Below are 16,559 nucleotides of genomic sequence, written 5' to 3' on the forward strand. Positions count from 1 at the left end.
TAAAAGAAAATCAAATGATCGTCAAAGAGGTGACGGGGTATGTTGTTGGTCCTAAAGCCCTTGAGGGTATGGAGACAAGGACAAGTCGAAGAGTCAATGATGATGGTGAAGTTTTGATCACGACTCAAGTTATTATTGATAATCAAAAAATCCCTCAATTATTGGAACAGTATGAATCCTCTGGGTTACCAAGACTTTACTCGAACCGAAGAGCGGAGAATGAGCGACAGCGAGCTTCTAATGGTGAATTAGAAAAACGTGTCGAAATTCTAGAGAACCAGCTCGCGATCTTAACGGGACAATTAGCCGTCTATGTAAATCAAAATAACCGAGAGCACCTATGAAGTGAAATGCACCCTGTCAAGTAGACAGCTAAAAAACAAAAATAATGCTATTCAGGAATCGAGTCCTTCGATTCCTGTTTTTTTATGCGGCTTGCTTTCTAAACTCGTTTGGCGAAAGCTCGTTCAACGCTTCGGAATAGCGATAGTTATTGTAGTAACGCATATAACTACTAACAGATTTCTTTAGTTCATCAAAATTTTGATAGCTTTCTTGATAAAATTTCTCTTCTTTAAATGTGCCCCAAAAGTGTTCGATCGGTTGATTATCCAGACAGCGACCAACTCGGGACATGCTTTTGGTGAACCTATAGTTCGTTTCGAGTGCTTTATAGTCATAAGAGGTATATTGAAACCCACGATCACTATGAAGCAGCGGTTTGACGCCAGGATTCTTGCGCATGGCTTTTTTAACAGTAGTCATGACAAGGAGGTTATTATTGGAATGATCGAGCTCCCAAGAAACGATCGAGTGATCATAAAGATCGATGATGGCACTCAAATACGCCTTTCGACCGTTACCGTATCTCAATTCAGTAATATCCGTACACCATTTTTGATTGGGCTTCTCAGCGGTAAACTTCCGGTTTAATACATTTTCTGCGACGTGTGCTTCTGTTGCTTTTACATAGGTCGGACGCTTTTTCTTGATCACTGCTTTGATCCCAAGTGCTTTCATTAAACGGTAATAACGTTTCCGAGAATAGCGCTTCTTAAGTTTTATGTTGAGTTGCATTCGAATTTGTCGATAGCCGATCGCGCCTTTCTTACTGTCGTATTTCTTTTTAATTTCTTTGGCTAGTTTTCGATTCTCAAGTTCTTTCTTGGAGGGTTTCCACTTTAACCATTTATAGTAAGAGGAGCGTGCGACCCCAGCTAATCGACAGAGTTGCGTGATTGAATAATGCTTTTCTTCATGCAATTCAGAAATGGCTTGGTAGAGTTCAACGTTTCTCACTAATGTGAGGGTCGGTTTCGCCGCTGAATCTCTTGTAACTTTTTTGCGAAGTCATTCTCCATTTCTAAATGCCTGTTTCGTGCTTCTAGTTCTTTTACTCGTAATTTCAGCCGTTCTTCTTCGGTTAAGAACTCGCTTGATCTGTTTCGTCCACGGTTATCTTTTAGTGCTTCTTCTCCGTGTTGTTGGTATTTTTTTACCCAAGAATAGACTTGTTGGTATGAAACATCATATTTTTCAATCGCTTGCGTGTAATTCAGCTCGTTAGCGATTGTATATTGAGCGATCTCGATACGCTCTTGATAGGTGGTTTTACGTCCTTTTTTCATGGTTTTGGGTACACAGCCTTTACTGGTAGATTTTGTCGGTTCCCCAGTAGTATAACGTGAAATCCAGTTTCTTAACACAGAAGTCGAAGAAATTTGAAAGAACATTGTGGCTTCTAAAACGGACATCTTCTTATTAATGACAGCCAAAACAGCGGCTTGTTTCAGTGCCTGATCATATCGTTTCCATGTGTTTGATTCTTTCAGCCCTTCTAGACCACCATCCTTATATTTGCGAATCCAATCATTTATAGTTTTCCATGAAAGGGAATGTTTCTTAGCGATACTGTTCATACTACGACGGTCATCTATTACCTCTGAAATGACATAATACTTTTCTTCTGGAGAATAAAGACTTCTCTTAGACATACAAAAACTCCCTATAAAGTAGATTTGGAATTTTTGTTTTTCCTTGTCTACTTTATAGGGAGCATATCAAAGAAGGTGCTCTCGGTTATTTTTGTATTACGCTAAAATTGTGCCGACAGGGAAAAGTCTTCTGAACACTTTTCGAACAAGAGGTCCGGCGATGATTATTTGGAATGGCAATGCCATTCCAAGGTTTTTCAAGATATTTGTGCCCCAAATAATGAACAATTTGTTCCATTCATGTGTATGGCTTAAAATTTCAATAGAACCGTAAAGCGACATGAAAAAGACCATCGGTAAAACCATACAACAAGAAACGGTAATAACCTTACGTACGGGACTAGCGAATGTCGGCATTAATTTGAATGCGACTTTCTTTGCTGTAGTCGAAACGACAAACCAGTCTAAAATTAAGGCGCAGCAATAACCTAAGGGTAATCCAAGCCAGGCAGATTTAAGCACCTCTAAAGTGAGCGTTCCCGAATGTAAATAAATATTGTACAAACTCATCCAGAACACCATCACAAAACACATCATAATCGTATAAACAAAACTTTCTCTTTTATTACTTGGCATAAAAATCCTCCTAAAATTAAATATGGCTAATTCATAAATTAGATATGAATTCCCAGACGCAAAAAAGTGGCAATCGTATAACTCGCTACGATTGCCACTTGGGATCTTCACTGCGTTATGGAAAGCTCTTTTTTGCTTTTTCCATTATATACAGATTTTTATGATTCATGTAAGTAAAATTTTTATTTTTTTTCGCCGATTTCCTCTTTTAAGCGATAAATCTTGGAAGGACGACCGATTCCGACAGGACGTTCGCCAATCTCGTCAAAATATTGCAGCATCGCTTTTTTGAAATTCGAGTGATCAACGGTTTTAAAATCAACTCCTAAGAATTTCGCAAAGACTTTACGTGCTTCAGTGATTGTAAATTCCTCGCCTAAAACCTGCAAGATCAGTGGCTCATGATCCATTTTATTTAGGACACGATTGAAAGCTTTGCGGATAATCTCATTATGGTCAAAGGCTAACGTGTCTTTCCCAATTGATTTTCCAGCTTCCAGCTCAATTTCAATTGAGATATCATCACTCGTTAAGCAAATCGTATCGCCGTGCCGTTCCAGGTTGAACCAGCGGGCATCTTGGGTATCGTCACCAGCTGTTGGTGGCACTTGACCGATAAAGGCGAGATAGCTTACAGTGATTACCCAGCCACGCGGGTCACGGTTCGGTGTACTGAAGGTATGAAGCTGTTCGACACTTTTACGCCCGATGGTTAAGCCGGTTTCTTCAGCTGTTTCCCGACGTACGCTGTCATTTGTTGATTCGTTGCGCTCCACAAAGCCTCCTGGAAGTGCCCATGAATTGCGATAGGGGTTGCCGCGGCGTTGAATCAGCAAGATTTTTAATTGATCCTCTTCTTTGTTATAGCCCATAATAACAATGTCAACTGTGACAGAAGGCTTGTCATACTCAGGATGATCCTGTTCTTTATACCAAGCGATGAATTCTGCTTCATCTGCTTCGTGCTCATAGTAATCTTTTTCTGCTTCTTTAGAGGCAAATTGTTTCATCTATTGTTCACCTATTTTCTTATAAGTATTCGCTACCTTATTGTAGCATGAATCATAAGAAAAGGGGAACTCCGCTTGGAATTCCCCTTGGTTACTCATCATTATTTTGAAGAGTCAGTTGCTTTTTTATTTGAACTATTTGTTGTTAAGAAATCAGACAAGATATTTTCGAATGAATCGTCTTTAATCTTCACATTGGCTTTCTTCAATTCTTTTGCGATTACTTCAGAAGAGAAGGTTTGATCTGCCATTTTAGTATCTTCAGCAATTTGTTTCAATTCTTTTTTGTATTTGTCCATGTCATTACCTTTAGATGAATTTTTTTCCATCTTCACAATGTAGTAGCTTGACTGGTAAGTCGATGAATCCATTGCTGTAATCACATCTGAAACTTCTCCGTCCTTTAACTTGAATGCTGCTTCTTTAACTTCTGAAGGAACGGTAGATGATTGTGAATCAAATTTGATTTCGCCGCCATCTTTTTTCGTTGTTGAATCTTGTGATTTTTCTTTTGCGATCTTCGCAAAATCACCTTTGTCATCCAATTGTTTCTTGATTTCTTTTGCTTCATCTTCGCTGCTAGCTAAAATAATACGTGCAGTTACTTCTGGATGGAATGAATCCCAGGCAGCTTTTGTATCTTTATCAGTAATCTTCACATGCGATTTCAAGCCTTCTTGGAAAGCTAAAGATTGTTTCAAATACTCTTTATATGATTTTTTTGTATAGCCAGCTGATTTTAATTGGCTTTCAAAGCTGTCACCTAATTGTTTTTCTTGTTTCTTGTATTCTTTGTCGATTTGCTTATCGGTTACTTTATCCCCATAGGCATTTTCAAAAACTTTATAGATAATCATGTTTCGTACTAGACTTTGGTTCGATTGTTCTTTTTTCGCTTCATTATAAAAATCTTCGACGGTGATTTTTCCGCCTTTCATTGTTGCGATATCTTGACTAGAACTTCCTGAACAAGCCCCCAACACAATTACACTAAGTAAGCCAGTAGTGGCTAAAAGAATCTTTTTCTTCATTTCTATGCTACAACTCCTAAATTTATAATTTACATCCGTTTGTTATTCCTGTTCAACTATAACACACCTAAAAATGTAAAGGAAAGGGGGTTAAAAATAGTTTCCGAGAAAATTCACAATAAAAGCACAATTATTTAAATGAAATGATTTGATTACTATTCTTCAACGGGACGCTCTAAAGAAAAGCGGCCTTTTTTGATTACCTTTTTTTCTTCTACTTCAGGTAACGCTTGATTGATTTTGTCTAATTGTGCTTGGATCTGCTGGATACGTGGTTCTGCTTGGAAGCGAAATTCCTCGATATCTTTTTCGACTCCCGTCTTAAAGGCCGGAATTAAGGTATCAAAAGTCTCTTTTAAGTTCGATACAGATTCGCGGAAATCTGCTAAATTATCGTTTAATTCGTCTGTTAATACTACGAGTTCGCGTGTGTTCGTGACCAGTTTTTCCCGTGTTTCTTCACCTTTACGTGGTGCTAAGAGGAGTCCGCCTAGTGTCCCAAGACCGGCACCAAATAGAATTCCTTTAAAAAAACTCATTTATTTCACCTGCTCCTTGATCTTATCGGCAATGGCCTGCATTTCCTCTGGGTTCTGTTGCTCCGCGTGATTACCGAAATGAATCGAAAAATCGTCTTTCTTGCTATAGCGTGGCACCAAATGAATATGTGAATGGAAGACAGATTGATAAGCTAATTCTTTATTATTATTTAAAATATTTAAGCCTTCCATTTCAGGAAAAGCCTGCTCAAGTGCACGGGCAATTTTAGGAATGCGTGCAAAGACATCTGCGGCTAAATTTTCGTCATAGTCAAAAATATCATTGACATGTTGTTTTGGTACGACGAGTGTATGCCCTTTAGTAGCTTGTGAGATGTCTAAAAATGCATAGACTTTTTCGTCCTCATAAATTTTGTAGCTAGGGATTTCTTGATTGATGATTTTACAAAAAATACAATTTTCCATTGCAAACATCCTTTCTGATTCACTTGTATTGTTTTATTTTGTGTCGTTACTGCAAAAAGCAAACGACTGTAAATGCTCCTTTTACTTTACCATAACTTGGAATACTTGTGCTGGAAAAGGTCAGGAGAAGATTAATTATTTACGGGATTCTGCTATAATGTTAACTATGAAAATGGATGCTGCTTTATCGTTGTCATATCTGTTACTAAATTTGGCAATTGAGCGGCTTTCTTAAATAGAGTGAAATCGAACTAGGAGGAGAAGTATGAGCTTAGTAATCCAGCATGTTACAGGCGGCTATGGACATTTGCCTGTTTTGAAAGATATTAATTTTGACGTCCACAACGGAGAAATGATCGGTTTGATCGGGTTGAATGGGGCAGGGAAATCCACGACGATCAAAAATATTATTGGTTTGTTGACTCCTCAGAAGGGAACGATCACGGTAGACGAACTGACACTGCAGCAAGATCCAGAAAACTATCGTAAAAAAATCGGCTATATCCCTGAGACTCCTTCTTTATATGAAGAGTTGACATTACGTGAACATATTGAAGTAACCGCCATGGCTTATGGTATTCCAAAAGAGGAGGCAATGAAACGGGCGGAATCATTATTAAAGACTTTCCGTTTAGAAAACCGTCTAGAATGGTTTCCGGTGAATTTCTCTAAGGGAATGAAACAGAAAGTCATGGTCTTATGTGCCTTTTTGATTCAGCCTAGTTTGTATATCATTGATGAACCTTTTTTAGGCTTGGACCCTTTAGCGATCAATGCCCTACTTGAGTTGATGGTAACGATGAAGGAACAGGGGGCAGCGATTTTGATGTCCACGCACATTTTAGCGACAGCAGAGAAATATTGTGATCGTTTTGTCGTATTGCATGAAGGTGAGGTACGAGCCCAAGGAACCTTGCAAGAACTACAGACAGAATTTAAGTTGCCAGGCTCTTCTTTAGATGAAATCTATATCGCGTTAACAAAGGAGAAGGAACATGCATGATTTTTTTCTATTAAGGCGGCAGCGCCATCAGAAAAAAATGATGAAATATATGCGTTATGTATTGAATGATCATTTTGTTTTGGTGTGCTTATTTTTAGTCGGAGGACTAGCCTTCTACTACTCGAATCTATTAAAGCAATTACCTTCGGATTTTCCGTGGAGTCTGCCGATTGTCGGAGTTATTTGGTGGCTTGTCTTACCTTTTGGAAAACTTGCGACGTTAGTGGAACCGGCCGATATGACCTTTCTTTTACCTAAAGAAAGGGAGATGGGCAGCTACTTATCTCGTGGATTGCGCCATTCTATTGCTTTTCCGTTCGTTGTTGAATTACTTGTTTGTGGGGCATTATTACCATTAGTCGTTTTAGCCAAACAAGCGAGTTTTGTAAGCTTTTTCTTTTACTTACTTATGCTTTGGGGCTTAAAATTAGGAAACCTAAGAATACAACGCTTGGCATGTTATCAAAAAACGCGTGAGCAAACACAACGCTTGAGTCTAGTGTGGTTCTGTGTGAGTGGAGTAACCATTTTCATTAGTTTATATGGAACAGCTTGGATTGGTACGCTTCTAGCAATAGCAGCAGCCTTTGGATTCACATCAATCACGCAAGAAGGCGATCGATTGTTGGATTGGAGTAAGATGATTGATCAGGAAAATGCTCGTTTGCATCGAATTTATCAATTCATCAATTTATTTACGGATGTTCCGGAAGTTGAAGCGAAGGTCCGACGTAGAAAGTATCTAGATGGAGTATTGGCAAGAATTCCTTTTAAACAGGAGAATACGTATCTTTATTTGTTTGCACGTAGAGCTTTGCGGGGAGCAGAGTTCGGTGGCTTATTCTTTCGGTTGCTGATTGTTGGCGGTGTTTTATTACTCTCATTGAATGATTTTCGCTTTGTGGTGGGTGTCAGCATGCTCTTTATCTACCTGATTGGTTTTCAAATGATTCCTTTGTATGGCCAATTTGATTACATCAGCGCGGTACAGCTCTATCCTGTTTCTAAGAAGTTCAAAAAGACGGCCTTGCAGCGGTTAATGGTGATGTTATTGTTTGCTGCGGCGATTATTTTTACACTTTGTAGTATGGTCCACTTGTCGATTGTTGGAAGTTTCGCTTTACTTGTGGTACTTTTAAGCGAAATTGGCTTGTTTGCTTGGTTTTATCTCCCAACCAGAATAAAGAAAATGGAGGATTAGTAAATGAAAGTATTATGGAATGAACAAATTGTCGATGAATCAGAAGTGAAGATTGATATAGAAGATCGCGGGTACCAATTTGGTGACGGTATATATGAAGTAATCCGGATTTATGACGGGTACATGTACATGGAAAAGGAGCATTTGGATCGTCTTTGGGTCAGCGCTGAGAAAATTCGCATGACACTTCCATTTACAAGAGAAGAATTGAGTCAACGGCTGCATCGTTTAGCACGAGAAGTTGGACTTGAAAATGCTCGAGTGTATTTCCAAGTCACTCGTGGTACTGCAAAACCGCGGTTGCACGATTTTCCCGATCCGAAAGAAGTTCAGCCGGTCTTGATGGCTGATATTCAACCTGCGTCTCGTCCAAGTGCGAAACAAACGATTGGTATTCGAGCTGGCTTTGTTCAAGACAAGCGGTGGCTCCACTGTGATATCAAATCTATTAGTTTGCTAGGGAATATTTTGGCCTTAGACGAAGCAAAGCAAAAGGGCTATGATGAAGCAGTTTTAGTGCGTGATGGTATTGTAACAGAAGCGTCAGCTTCAAATTTATGGATGGTAAAAGACAACGTGCTTTATACTCATCCAGATGGAAATTTAGTTTTACCGGGGATCGCAAAAATTAAAATTCGCGAACTGGTAAAAGCTTTAGGTATCGAATTGAGAGAAGAGACTTTCACTGAAAAAGAATTATTAGCGGCGGATGAGTGTTTCAAAACGAGTTCAGTAGCAGAAATCATGCCGATCATTGAAATCGATGATCAAAAAATCGGTGATGGGACGCCTGGGAAAATGACCAAGAAGCTTCTAAATGCGTATATTGAAGCAGTGAATTTAGCGGTTCAGGCGCATCGGGATGAAAAATAATCAAAGAAGAACATACATGCCCTTGACGAAGCGACTTTCCCCGACTAAAATAGGAAATACGTTTAAAATGCTAGGGGAGGGCCTTGGGAATGGAGTTTCAGTTGGATAGTGACTGGCGTGTGCAGCCGATCAAAGGCGATACGGGAAAAACGTATATCGGCTACCGTGACGAAGATCGCGTCTTCATTAAACGAAATACCACCCCAATGTTGGCGGCTTTATCTCGTGAAGGAATCGCACCAAAGCTTGTCTGGATCAAACGGACAGGAAATGGTGACACACTGACTGCTCAAGAATGGTTAGATGGTCGAATTCTTGAACCAGAAGAAATTCCGCGTCGAAATGACGTGGTTGATGTATTATATCATCTACATCACTCGCCATCATTGAAAGTGATGTTAAAGAAAATGGGGGGACGTCAAGTCTCACCTCAACAGCTTTTAGCTGATTATGAAGCAAATTTACCAACAATGATTGAGCAAAATGGGTTCATTGAATTGGTGTATGATTATTTGAAAAAGAATATTCCAAGCTATGCCAAGAAAAATTATACCGTCGTTCACGGCGATGTGAATCATCGGAATTGGTTGGTCTGTTCCAATTATTTATATTTAGTTGATTGGGATTCAGTGATGTTTGCAGATCCCGCATTAGATATTGGGACTATCTTGGGGAATTATGTGCCGCTTTCTAGTTGGAGTAAATGGCTTGTCCGATACGGGATTCGCCCAACAGATGAAAATATGGAGCGGGTCTATTGGTATGGCTTGATGAGCTTGCTGTTAGAGATCGCCCGCCAGTATAAGCGTGAAGAGTATCATCATATGAATCAATCGATTTTACAATTAAAACGAATTTTTGCCGGAAGCTGAACGTTTTGTTCAGCTTTTTGTAAGCTCTAGCAACGGTGTATAAAATGGCTAGAATTATTCGAATTGAACAAAATATAGAAGAGATTTTTGGAGGAAAAGAATGCGCGTAAGAAACCGTCCAGGTGCTGCAGAAATGTTAGCAGCTCGTCCTGATTATGTTGTACAAGAACCGGAAGCATGGAAAGGCCGCTGGTCTGAGCGTTTTGGAAATGATCATCCGATTCATATTGAAATTGGTATGGGAAAAGGTCAATTCATCACTGGAATGGCTGCTGCCCATCCGGAAATCAATTATATTGGTGTGGAAATGCAGGTGAGTGTCATTTCTCTTGCATTAGATAAATTAATCGAAGCAGAATTACCGAATTTACAATTATTACATGTGGATGGCTCAGAGCTGACAAATTATTTTGCCGATAGCGAAGTTGATCAAATTTACTTGAACTTTTCTGATCCTTGGCCCAAGAAGAAACATGAGAAGCGTCGATTGACTTCACCAAGCTTTTTAGCGGTAGATGAAGAAATTTTACGACCAGCGGGCGAGATTCATTTTAAAACCGATAATCAAGGATTATTCGAGTACTCATTGAGCAGCTTTTCAAAATATGGCATGACACTTGAACAAGTTTGGCTGGACTTACATGAGAGTAATTATGAAGGAAACATTATGACCGAGTATGAAGAAAAATTTTCAAACAGAGGTCAGCGAATCTATCGAGTGGAAGCTCGGTTCCAAGATAAAACAAAATAATCTAAGAAAGAAGAGGAACCTTTTTGGGATTCCTCTTCTTTTTTTTGAAGCCTTGAAAATTATCTGCGTATATTATTTTCGAGGTGAAAGGAATGGAGATTGAACAGCTTTCAGACGAATTGATCCAATATGGATTCGATCATCAGATGCAGGATTTATATTTATTGCCTCAAGGAGAAAAGTACCGCTACTTTTTTCGTCGAGGTCCCTTCTATGAGCATAAAAACTCAAATCTATCCTATGTTAATAATGAATTGTGTGTGGTTTCTGCCCTGCAACTAATCAATCGTTTCAAATATTTGGGACAAATGGACGTCAGTGAGAAACGAAAAGCTCAACTTGGTGCAATCTCCTACTCCTTGCCTCATGGAGAACAACGACTGCGTCTTTCGACTGTTGGAAATTATTTACAACAAGAAAGCTTAGTTGTTCGTTTTCTGCATCAATTTGGACGTAGTCCTGAAGTCTATCACTTGCCAGAGCAGGTCAAAATCCTGCAGCAGCAGACAAAAAAGCGAGGGCTTTATCTATTTTGCGGGCCAGTCGGTTCAGGGAAAACGACTTTGATGTATAAGCTGGCGCGGGGAATGGAGGGACAGGTGATTACAATTGAAGATCCTGTGGAAATTGAAGAAGCCGCGTTTTTACAATTACAGGTAAATGAAAAAATTCATCAGAGCTATGACGAGCTGATTAAATTGTCCTTACGGCATCATCCCGATGTGTTGATTATCGGCGAGATTCGTGACACAAAAACGATTCAAGGAGCAATTAGAGCTGCTTTGACCGGCCATTGTGTTTATGCGACACTTCATGCGGCTAGCTTAGAATCCGCTCATGCGCGAATTTTTGAACTAGGAGGCGAGGCATCGCTACTTGCTGAGTGTTTGCAAGGAATTGTGTATCAGGAATTACTACCAGTGGATGGAACAGTCGGACTATTGACCAGTTATCGCTTCTATAAAGAGAATTTGGAATTAACTTGGGAAGAAGGGTTAAAACGTGTGGCGCAAAGGCAACATGACAAGAAAACAACGGATTGATTTTGTGCACCTCTTAGGAGATCTGCTGGAAAACGGCTTTAGTTTACACCAAGCATTTGCCTTTTTTGCTAATGCGAATCTTTTTAAACCAGCGATTTTGGAGACGGTACAGCAAGACTTGCATCAAGGTAAAAACTTAGCACTATGCTTTGCCCCATTGCAGTATTCAAATGATCAACTATTACAGATTGAGTTGGCGGAGACTCATGGTGATCTCGCAAAAACGTTATTAGGAATTGCTGAACAAATGCGTTTAGTCCAACGTCAACGAGAGAATTTTTTTAAGGCAGTGTCCTATCCACTACTTTTACTCGTTTTTTTAATTGTGATTCTTATCGGCATGCGCTTATTCCTACTACCTCAGCTATTGACCAGCGGTATGATTCGTGCCGATGATCTTTCTGTACAGCTAATAACACTAGTTCCCATAATTGGCTTGGGAATCATTTTTTTGCTGCTTTTATTAATTTTTGCATGGCAGACTTGGGGCAAGAGACATACATACTTAGTCCGTTTTCGTTTTTTAGCAAAAGTCCCCCTAATTGGGAATTTATTCAGTAACTATTATTCTGCGTATTTTGCACTGGAATGGGGCAAGTTGTTTCAGCAGGGCCTAGAACTGAATCAGATTATTGAATGTTTATTGGTAGTAGATGGAAAATCTTTGATGCAAGAGCTGGCCGCGGATCTGAAAATCCGCTTGGCACAGGGGAATACTTTGGCAGAAGAATTGGAACGTTATCCTTTTTTGACGAAAGAGTTTAGTCGGATTGTGTTTCAGGGCGAAGCACGAGGAAATTTAGCAAAAGAGTTGTTAACTTATAGTCAATTAGTATGGCGTCGCTTTTTTAATCAATTGGAATTTTTAGTCTCTTGGTTGCAACCACTTGTTTTCTTGATTGTCGCACTTTTGATTGTCAGTTTGTATTTAACGATGCTGCTGCCTTTGACAAATATGGAGGGAATACTGTGAAAAAGAAGCTTTCTGGGTTCACTTTGCTGGAAATGTTAGTCGTCTTGTTTATTATCAGTCTGCTTTTACTGCTATTTGTACCAAAATTAATGAATCAAAAGGATAGCGCAACTAATAAGAGCGATGCTGCTATTGTCAAAGTTGTTGAGACACAAATTGAAGTTTTTGAACTGGATTATGGACGTAAGCCAGAGGAAGGTGAATTAGTCAGTAAAGGTTATGTTAGTGAAGAACAGTACAAAAAATATGTACAAAAGAAATAAATTTAGTGGCTTCACCTTACTTGAGACGTTAATTGTCTTAGCTTTGGTCTGTGCTTTTGTATGGCTTCCGACGATCGCCATCAAAAGTTGGCAAAAACAGTTGGAGAAGACTTTTTTTTATTATCAATTCGAAAAATCTACTTTACATTTACAGCAGGTAGCTATCGCTGATCATCAAAGAACACAAATTCATCTCTATGATAGATCTCAGCTGATTGATTTTTATACGAGTCATACTGAGTTACCTTGGAGAAAGTTAGATGTTCCGGAATCAATCACCTTAGGCAGTGGGTATTCAATCTTCTTTAAAGCAGGTAGTGGGAATATTTCTACAAATCAGCCCGGTAATGGAAGCATTCCAAAAGTTGTTTTTATTGATGAGGGAGAAGTTATTACTTATCAGTTTCAGATGGGGAGTGGTCGTTTTGAAAGGAAGTAAAGGATATATTCTATTAGAGAGTTTAGTCAGTTTAACCATTTTATTGATTATTGTAGCCAGTTATGTCGGTGTTACCGTTCAAATGCAAAAAGAAAGTCGCCAACGATTAGCCAGTCTTGAAAATTATCGTGATTTATATACTGAGACAAGACGTTGCCGTTTACATTCTCTGGAATTGCACAGTTCACAAATGGAGATATCCCTAGAACAAGGGAGAGCTATACACCGGCAAGGAGGAATCGTGATTGTCAAAAAATAGCGGCTTCACTTTGTTAGAAAGTTTAGTGGCTCTTTTAATGCTTAGCGGCATCTTACTATTGCTCTCGGGTCTCATCCAACATGCCCATAAAATGGAACAGGCACTCAGCGGCTATCATCAATTGGAATGGGAAGTTTTTTTACTTCAGTTAGATAACGAGTTGGAAGATGTTAATTATTTATCCAGCACGACATATGAAATCAATGGAGAAGTTGAGAATACAGAAGGGAAATTAGTTCCTATAGTAATTAAGAAAAGCAATCATCGTATCGTAAAAAGCCAATCAAACGGCTACCAACCATTATTGACAGGAGTGAAGCAATTTGTCTGCCAAGAAAATAATTACGGAGTGGATTTCGTTGTCACCTTTACCGATGGAAAACAGAAGGAGGGGACATGGATCTTTAAATAGCCGAGGTGGAGTGTTGCTCTCCGTCTTATTGGCTATTTTTTTGTTTAGTTTTTTATTATTGAATTTAACTACAAGTTATCATCAAACTGCTGATTTAGTGGCACGCACAGAACAACTGTATCAAGCTAAAATTGCAAAAGAACTTTTTTTAGCTGATTATCACAAATTAAAAGATAAGAAGGGTGTGTGGAAATTCAATAAAGGTGAACTGACCTACGAAACTGAGCAAGATCATGTGAAAATAATTGTGAAAATTAAAAAGAAAACATATCAATTCTATGAAAAAAATAGCACATCAAATTCGTCTGATTGATATAGTTTGTGGTATGACGCAAATTTGGGGGAATCTCTTGGAAAAGATACCCTATGTTGAATTAGGAAATCAATGATAAAAGAAAGAAAGCGATTGATTAATTGCAATATGTCCGCTAAAATAGAACAGGTATCGTGAGTGTTATATTAGTTTGTGAGGTGCAAGATGAATCCAGAGAAAATTGAAACAGCTTTTTCCCTGATGGAAGAAGCGATCATCGCATTGCAGCGTTCACTAGGAACTTCTTTTTTTGACGCTTACATCGAAAATACGGAGAACTTAGTTGATAATGCAAAAGTACGCGTGCTTGATCAACAACCAGATGCGGATACTGTAGCAAGAGTAGAGGCATTGTATCAGAAATTATTAGAATTAGAGCTTGAGAAAGAAGATTGGCGTAAATTAACCCAATTGATTTTGCTTAAAGGATCAAAAACGGAAGGGTTGCAACCAAACCACCAATTAACGCCAGATAGCATTGGCTTTCTATTTGTTTTTCTGATTGAACAGCTAACGTTGAAAAAGGATCAGTCATTAGAAATCTTAGATATTACTGTCGGTATGGGGAATTTATTGCTCACGACGTTGATTAATTTGCAGGCAGCAGATTATTCCGTCAAGGGAATTGGCGTGGACAATGATGAGACGCTGCTGGCTATTGCAGCTTCAGATAGTTTATTGATGGAAGAAGAAATGAAATTATTCCATCAGGACAGTTTACAGGATTTGTTAGTTGATCCAGTTGATTATGTGATCGGTGATCTTCCAGTAGGTTATTATCCGAATGATCAGCAAGCGGAGAAGTTTGCTACGCACTCTGAAAAAGAGCACAGTTATGCGCATCATTTATTAATGGAACAAGCGATGACCTACGTGAAGCCGGATGGTTTTGGCCTTTTCTTAGTGCCAAGTAATTTTTTAGAAACAGAACAAGGTCCATTGTTACAAAAATGGTTGAAAGATGAAGTATTGTTGCAGGGAATTATTCAATTGCCAGATGAATTGTTTAAGTCTGAACATTCACGCAAAAGTATTTTGCTGTTACAGAAAAAAGGGGAGACAGCAGAGCAGGCTGAAAAAGTCTTACTCGTGCACTTACCTTCACTAAAAGATCCCGCCCAAGTAACAGAATTTTTCAAAAAATTCGAAGACTGGAAGTCTTCTAATTTATAAACTGCTCAAGTGAGCGAAAAAGCAATTTAATTAAAAAGGAGAGTAAAAATGTCAAAAACAATTGCAATCAATGCAGGTAGTTCAAGTTTGAAATGGCAACTTTATCAAATGCCGGAAGAATCAGTTATCGCAAAAGGAATCGTTGAACGAATTGGTTTGAATGATTCAATTTTCACGATCAAATACGGCGACGGACAAAAGTTTGAACAAATTTTAGATATCAAAGATCATGAAGTAGCCGTTCAAATGCTATTAGACCAATTGATTGAACTAAAAATCATTGGCTCATTTGATGAGATTACAGGTGTTGGTCACCGTGTCGTAGCTGGTGGAGAATACTTCAAGGATTCTGTGTTGATTGATGACGATGTCTTAGCAAAAATTGAAGAGCTAAGTGAATTTGCGCCATTACACAATCCAGCGAATGCAATGGGAATTAAAGCCTTCCGTCATATTTTGCCAAACGTGACAAGTGTGGCTGTTTTTGATACTTCTTTCCACGCGACAATGCCAGAAGTAAATTATCTATATAGTATTCCGAAAGAGTACTATGATAAATATGCTGCGCGTAAATACGGTTTCCACGGAACAAGCCACCGCTATGTGTCGGCTCGTGCTGCAGAACTATTAGGCAAACCAATTGAAGAAACAAAAATCATTACGGCTCACATTGGTAACGGAGGGTCTGTAACTGCCGTTGAAGCTGGGAAATCCGTTGATACCTCAATGGGCTTCACACCATTAGCTGGGTTGACAATGGGAACTCGTGCTGGTGATATCGATGCGTCATTATTGCCGTACATCATGGAAAAAGCGGGTATCTCAGACATTAATGAAATGATTGACGTATTGAACAAAAAATCTGGTGTCTTAGGATTAACGGGTATTTCTAGTGATATGCGTGACATTGAAAACGGAGCAGACGAAGGCAATGAAGCAGCAATTTTAGCTTTAGATATCTATTGCGATCGTATCCGCAAATACATCGCTCAATATATTTCAGTGATGAATGGTGTAGATGCTATCGTCTTTACAGCGGGTGTTGGTGAAAATGCTGATCCTGTTCGTCGTATGGTCTTAGAAAAAATGACTTGGTTTGGAATTGAAATCGATGAAGAAATCAATAAGAGCATTCACGGAAAAGAAGCGGAACTTTCAACTGAAAATTCTCGCGTAAAAGTTTACGTGATTCCAACAGATGAAGAAGTAATGATCGCTCGTGATGTTGAGCGTTTAAGTAAATAATTAACCGAAGCCTTTGCCAAACATGGTGAAGGCTTTTTTTATTCTGTGATATGACAAGAGCAAACATTTTTATAGACAGTCAATAAAATCTGAAGGCATAATTTTGTTGTATTAGAACAAAACTATGCTATTTTTTTGTGCTAAACTTTTTTATGAAAGTGAG

At 38.9% G+C, this 16,559-nt stretch carries 22 protein-coding genes; 15 read left to right on the forward strand and 7 right to left on the reverse strand.

Annotated elements, in window-relative coordinates:
* The first annotated feature begins 14 nt into the window (after positions 1-14).
* Complete coding sequence (locus IGI44_RS04995) at positions 15-344, forward strand: hypothetical protein (RefSeq protein ID WP_438786710.1); 330 nt, start codon at positions 15-17, stop codon at positions 342-344.
* Between the two features lie 82 nt (positions 345-426).
* Here IGI44_RS04995 and IGI44_RS05000 read toward each other — a convergent pair whose 3' ends face one another.
* The 7 genes from IGI44_RS05000 to IGI44_RS05030 all read right to left on the reverse strand — a co-directional run bounded on the left by IGI44_RS05000 (position 427) and on the right by IGI44_RS05030 (position 5,585).
* Complete coding sequence (locus IGI44_RS05000) at positions 427-1,299, reverse strand: IS3 family transposase (RefSeq protein WP_438786459.1); 873 nt, start codon at positions 1,297-1,299, stop codon at positions 427-429.
* Positions 1,299-1,994 carry a transposase gene (locus tag IGI44_RS05005; protein ID WP_438786461.1) on the reverse strand — a complete coding sequence of 232 codons (696 nt, stop codon included), beginning with the start codon at positions 1,992-1,994 and terminating at the stop codon, positions 1,299-1,301. The genes IGI44_RS05000 and IGI44_RS05005 overlap by 1 nt, the downstream gene beginning before the upstream one ends.
* A 96-nt stretch (positions 1,995-2,090) precedes the next feature.
* Positions 2,091-2,570, reverse strand: coding sequence for a DUF2798 domain-containing protein (locus tag IGI44_RS05010; protein WP_438786711.1), 480 nt, complete (start codon positions 2,568-2,570; stop codon positions 2,091-2,093).
* A gap of 182 nt (positions 2,571-2,752) precedes the next feature.
* Entirely contained in the window at positions 2,753-3,580 is an 828-nt protein-coding gene (locus IGI44_RS05015; RefSeq protein WP_438786712.1) for an NUDIX hydrolase, read from the reverse strand.
* A 101-nt stretch (positions 3,581-3,681) separates the two neighbouring features.
* Positions 3,682-4,611, reverse strand: a complete 930-nt coding sequence (locus tag IGI44_RS05020) for a peptidylprolyl isomerase (protein ID WP_438786713.1) — start codon at positions 4,609-4,611, stop codon at positions 3,682-3,684.
* Positions 4,612-4,766: 155 nt separating this feature from the next.
* On the reverse strand, positions 4,767-5,150 hold the full coding sequence (locus IGI44_RS05025; RefSeq protein WP_438786714.1) for a YtxH domain-containing protein: 384 nt from the start codon (positions 5,148-5,150) through the stop codon (positions 4,767-4,769).
* The gene (locus IGI44_RS05030; RefSeq protein ID WP_438786715.1) at positions 5,151-5,585 is read right to left on the reverse strand and encodes an HIT family protein; all 435 of its coding nucleotides are present in this window, start codon (positions 5,583-5,585) and stop codon (positions 5,151-5,153) included.
* A 256-nt stretch (positions 5,586-5,841) separates the two neighbouring features.
* Here IGI44_RS05030 and IGI44_RS05035 point away from each other — a divergent pair, with 256 nt between their 5' ends.
* The 14 genes from IGI44_RS05035 (at position 5,842) to IGI44_RS05100 (ending at position 16,396) form a co-directional block, all read left to right on the forward strand.
* Positions 5,842-6,579: an ABC transporter ATP-binding protein gene (locus IGI44_RS05035; RefSeq protein WP_438786716.1), complete on the forward strand. Its 738-nt coding sequence runs from the start codon at positions 5,842-5,844 to the stop codon at positions 6,577-6,579.
* Positions 6,572-7,780: an ABC transporter permease gene (locus IGI44_RS05040; protein WP_438786717.1), complete on the forward strand. Its 1,209-nt coding sequence runs from the start codon at positions 6,572-6,574 to the stop codon at positions 7,778-7,780. Before IGI44_RS05035 ends, IGI44_RS05040 begins: the two co-directional genes overlap by 8 nt.
* 3 nt (positions 7,781-7,783) lie before the next feature.
* The gene (gene dat / locus IGI44_RS05045) at positions 7,784-8,653 is read left to right on the forward strand and encodes a D-amino-acid transaminase (RefSeq protein WP_438786718.1); all 870 of its coding nucleotides are present in this window, start codon (positions 7,784-7,786) and stop codon (positions 8,651-8,653) included.
* 89 nt (positions 8,654-8,742) lie between these two features.
* Positions 8,743-9,525: a phosphotransferase family protein gene (locus IGI44_RS05050; RefSeq protein ID WP_438786719.1), complete on the forward strand. Its 783-nt coding sequence runs from the start codon at positions 8,743-8,745 to the stop codon at positions 9,523-9,525.
* A gap of 100 nt (positions 9,526-9,625) precedes the next feature.
* Entirely contained in the window at positions 9,626-10,276 is a 651-nt protein-coding gene (gene trmB, locus IGI44_RS05055; RefSeq protein ID WP_438786720.1) for a tRNA (guanosine(46)-N7)-methyltransferase TrmB, read from the forward strand.
* Between the two features lie 92 nt (positions 10,277-10,368).
* On the forward strand, positions 10,369-11,319 hold the full coding sequence (comGA, locus tag IGI44_RS05060) for a competence type IV pilus ATPase ComGA (protein ID WP_438786721.1): 951 nt from the start codon (positions 10,369-10,371) through the stop codon (positions 11,317-11,319).
* On the forward strand, positions 11,297-12,292 hold the full coding sequence (comGB, locus tag IGI44_RS05065) for a competence type IV pilus assembly protein ComGB (RefSeq protein WP_438786722.1): 996 nt from the start codon (positions 11,297-11,299) through the stop codon (positions 12,290-12,292). The genes comGA and comGB overlap by 23 nt, the downstream gene beginning before the upstream one ends.
* On the forward strand, positions 12,289-12,555 hold the full coding sequence (gene comGC / locus IGI44_RS05070) for a competence type IV pilus major pilin ComGC (protein WP_438786723.1): 267 nt from the start codon (positions 12,289-12,291) through the stop codon (positions 12,553-12,555). Before comGB ends, comGC begins: the two co-directional genes overlap by 4 nt.
* Entirely contained in the window at positions 12,518-12,994 is a 477-nt protein-coding gene (comGD, locus tag IGI44_RS05075; protein WP_438786724.1) for a competence type IV pilus minor pilin ComGD, read from the forward strand. The genes comGC and comGD overlap by 38 nt, the downstream gene beginning before the upstream one ends.
* Complete coding sequence (gene comGE, locus IGI44_RS05080) at positions 12,972-13,253, forward strand: competence type IV pilus minor pilin ComGE (protein WP_438786725.1); 282 nt, start codon at positions 12,972-12,974, stop codon at positions 13,251-13,253. Before comGD ends, comGE begins: the two co-directional genes overlap by 23 nt.
* Positions 13,240-13,665 carry a competence type IV pilus minor pilin ComGF gene (gene comGF, locus IGI44_RS05085; protein ID WP_438786726.1) on the forward strand — a complete coding sequence of 142 codons (426 nt, stop codon included), beginning with the start codon at positions 13,240-13,242 and terminating at the stop codon, positions 13,663-13,665. The genes comGE and comGF overlap by 14 nt, the downstream gene beginning before the upstream one ends.
* Entirely contained in the window at positions 13,613-13,978 is a 366-nt protein-coding gene (gene comGG, locus IGI44_RS05090) for a competence type IV pilus minor pilin ComGG (protein WP_438786727.1), read from the forward strand. The genes comGF and comGG overlap by 53 nt, the downstream gene beginning before the upstream one ends.
* Positions 13,979-14,143: 165 nt before the next feature.
* Complete coding sequence (locus IGI44_RS05095) at positions 14,144-15,151, forward strand: class I SAM-dependent methyltransferase (protein WP_438786728.1); 1,008 nt, start codon at positions 14,144-14,146, stop codon at positions 15,149-15,151.
* Between the two features lie 48 nt (positions 15,152-15,199).
* A complete protein-coding gene (locus IGI44_RS05100) occupies positions 15,200-16,396 on the forward strand; it encodes an acetate kinase (RefSeq protein WP_438786729.1) in 1,197 nt (398 codons plus the stop codon).
* The last annotated feature ends 163 nt before the right edge of the window (positions 16,397-16,559 follow it).

Source organism: Enterococcus sp. DIV0756 (assembly GCF_051710745.1).
Lineage (GTDB): Bacteria > Bacillota > Bacilli > Lactobacillales > Enterococcaceae > Enterococcus_A.